The following is a 242-nucleotide window of genomic DNA, read 5'->3' on the forward strand; positions in this document are numbered from 1 at the left end:
TGTCGTCCCACAGCAGGACCAGGTTGCCGAGCTTCTGGTGGCCGGCCAGCGAGGACGCCTCGGCGGAGATGCCCTCCTGGAGGCAGCCGTCACCGGCGATGCAGTAGATGTAGTGGTCGAAGGGGGACTCGCCCTGCGGAGCGTCCGGGTCGAACAGACCGCGCTCGTAGCGGGCGGCCATCGCCATGCCCACCGCGTTGGCGACACCCTGGCCCAGCGGGCCGGTGGTGGTCTCGACGCCC

1 pseudogene is annotated in these 242 nt (G+C 71.1%); it reads right to left on the minus strand.

Annotated elements, in window-relative coordinates:
* Positions 1–242 (minus strand): annotated as a pseudogene (locus IF37_RS40550) (transketolase); the annotation flags it as partial.

The organism is Streptomyces sp. NRRL S-31, assembly GCF_000718775.1.
In the GTDB taxonomy this organism is placed as follows: domain Bacteria; phylum Actinomycetota; class Actinomycetes; order Streptomycetales; family Streptomycetaceae; genus Streptomyces.